General features: G+C 75.8%; 2 protein-coding genes. Both read left to right on the forward strand.

The genetic code is table 11. The features are described 5' to 3' along the window. Positions 1 to 239 precede the first annotated feature (239 nt). Positions 240 to 1,415, forward strand: a complete 1,176-nt coding sequence (locus AB0J52_RS34600) for a nicotinate-nucleotide--dimethylbenzimidazole phosphoribosyltransferase (RefSeq protein WP_500187113.1) — start codon at positions 240 to 242, stop codon at positions 1,413 to 1,415. Positions 1,416 to 1,548: 133 nt separating this feature from the next. After that, positions 1,549 to 2,787, forward strand: coding sequence for a uroporphyrinogen-III C-methyltransferase (gene cobA, locus AB0J52_RS34605; protein WP_500187111.1), 1,239 nt, complete (start codon positions 1,549 to 1,551; stop codon positions 2,785 to 2,787). The last annotated feature ends 145 nt before the right edge of the window (positions 2,788 to 2,932 follow it).

Raw genomic sequence — 2,932 nt, forward strand, 5'->3', positions numbered from 1 at the left:
GCCCGAGTTCCCCGTCCCGGACGCCCTCGGCATCCGGGTCCTGCTGCGCCAGCGCGGCTTCGCCGTCCGGCGCGGCGACACCTTCCCCGGCCTCGGCCCGGACTGGCTGCGCATCGCCGTCCGCGACCGCGCCGCCGACGACGAACTCCTCGAGGCCCTGAGTGACCTCGGCATCTGACAGCGAAGCCGGGCGGCGCGAGCCGCGCCGGGAAGGACGGAAGGACACCGTGGACCTGACCGTGGACCTCATCGTCGACACCGTGGCGGCCGTCCGGCCGCTCGAAGAGGCCGCCATGCGGGACGCCCGCGACCTGCAGAACCGGCTGACCAAGCCGCCCGGGTCGCTCGGCGTCCTGGAGGACGTCTCGGTCCGCCTCGCCGGGCTCGCCGGGACGTGCCCGCCGCCGCTCCCGGAGCCGGCCGCCGTCGCCGTCTTCGCCGCCGACCACGGCGTCCACGCCCAGGGCGTCACGCCGTGGCCGCAGGAGGTGACCGCCCAGATGGTCGCCAACTTCCTCGCGGGCGGCGCGGTCGTCAACGCGTTCGCGGGCCAGGTCGGGGCCGGGGTCACGGTCGTCGACATCGGCGTCGCCGCCCCGCTGGCGGGCGCGCCCGGCCTGCTGCCGCGCAAGGTCGCGCCCGGCACCGCCGACATGACCCAGGGCCCCGCGATGACCATGGAGCAGGCGCGGCGGGCGGTCGCGACCGGCATCGAGGTCGCCCGCGACCTGGCCGCGTCCGGCGCGCGCTGCCTGATCACCGGGGACATGGGCATCGCGAACACCACGGCGTCCGCCGCGCTGATCTCCGCCTTCACCGGACTGCCGCCGGAGGCCGTCACGGGCCGGGGCACCGGCATCGACGACGCCACGCACGCCCACAAGGTCGAGGTCGTCCGCGCGGCCCTCCGCCGCCACGACCTCCTCCCCGGCGAGAACACGTCCGCCGAGGACGGGACGGCGGTACCCACCCCGAGGTCCGCCGAAGGCCCCACCGGCCACACCGCGCCTGGGCCCGGGGACGCGCCCGCGGTCGGGCGGGATCCGCTGGAGGTGCTCGCGGCGGTGGGCGGATTCGAACACGCCGGGATCGCCGGATTCGTCCTCGGGGCGGCGGCACACCGCGTGCCGGTCGTCCTGGACGGCGTGATCGCCGGGGCCGCCGCGCTCGTCGCCGCCGCGCTCTGCCCGGACGCCCTCGGCGCGTGCGTCGCCGGGCACCGGTCCGCCGAGCCCGGCCACGCCGTCGCCGTCGCCCACCTCGGCCTGCGCCCGCTGGTCGACCTGGAACTGCGGCTCGGCGAGGGCACCGGCGCGCTGCTCGCGCTCCCGCTGGTCCAGGGCGCGGCGCGGGTCCTGCACGAGGTCGCGACCTTCGACTCGGCCGGCGTCAGCGAGAAGGACGCGGGCGCGTAACGCGATGATCACACTTTGACCCACGCTCGGGTGTCGAGTGCCGGGGAGAACTCGGCAGCGGGGCCCGGGGCCGAGTACCTTTGGTCCCCAAACACACGTGTCCGTCACCCGGTCCACCGAACGAGAGATTTCCGTGCCTCCGTACCTGCTCGGCCTGCGACTCGGCGGGCGACGCGTCCTCGTCGTCGGCGGCGGACGCGTCGCGCAGCGCCGCGTGCCCGCGCTGCTGGCCGCCGGCGCCGACGTCACGGTCATCGCGCCCGAGATCACCCCGGCCCTGGACGACCTGGTGGCGGACGGCCGGATCACCTGGACGGCCCGCGGGTTCGAGACCGGCGACTGCGACGGCGTGTGGCTCGTCCAGGCGGTCACGGACGACCCCAAGGTGAACGCGGCCGTCGCCGCCGAGGCCGAGGCCCGCCGCGTCTGGTGCGTCCGCGCCGACGACGCCGAGGCGTCCGCCGCCTGGACGCCCGCGTCCGGCCACGTCGGCGAGACCACGGTCGGCGTCCTCGCCGGGGGAGACCCGCGCCGCGCCGCCGGGATCCGCGACGCCGTCCTGGACGGCCTGCGCGACGCGACCCTCGAAGCCCGGCACTCCCGCACCAAGCCGACGGGCGTCGCCCTGGTCGGCGGCGGCCCCGGCGACCCCGGCCTGATCACCGTGCGCGGCCGCCAGCTCCTCGCCCAGGCGGACGTGGTGATCACCGACCGGCTCGCCCCCCGCGAGCTGCTGGACGAGCTGCCCGCCGACGTCGAGATCATCGACGCCGCCAAGATCCCCTACGGCCGCACCGTCACCCAGGACCGGATCAACGAGCACATCGTCGAGCAGGTCGCGAAGGGCAGGTTCGTCGTCCGGCTCAAGGGCGGCGACCCGTTCGTGTTCGGCCGCGGCGGCGAGGAGGTGATCCACTGCGCGAAGCACGGCATCCCCGTGCTGGTCGTGCCGGGGATCACCAGCGCCGTCGCCGTCCCGTCCGCGGCCGGCATCCCGGTCACCCACCGCGGCGTGGCGCAGGAGTTCCACGTCGTCTCGGCGCACGTCGCGCCCGGCGACCCCGCGTCCACCGTGGACTGGGAGGCCCTCGGCCGCGCGAACGGCACGCTGGTGCTGCTGATGGCGGTGGAGCGGATGGAGCGCATCGCCGAGACGCTCGTACGCTATGGTCGTTCGTCCGGCACGCCGGTCGCCGTGATCCAGGACGGCACCCTCCCCGGTCAGCGCGCGCTCACCGCCACACTGGGCACGGTGGCCGAGGAGATGGCGGCCGCCGGGGTGCGGCCGCCGGCGATCGTGGTCGTGGGCGACGTCGTCACCGTGGCACAGCAGGTCGACATCATCAGAGCGGACATGGGGCGGGATCCGTGAGACCCCCGGCAGAGCAGAGCGCGGCCCCCGGCGGGCCGGCCCCCCCGCCCCGCCGCCAGCCCCCCCGCCCGCACCACCCCCTCCCCCTTGCCGGGAGATAGGGAAAGAACACCAGTCTAAACACCAGACAAAAAAAACCAAATCT

Origin of the sequence: Spirillospora sp. NPDC049652, from assembly GCF_040675125.1 — a bacterium.
Taxonomy (GTDB): domain Bacteria; phylum Actinomycetota; class Actinomycetes; order Streptosporangiales; family Streptosporangiaceae; genus Spirillospora.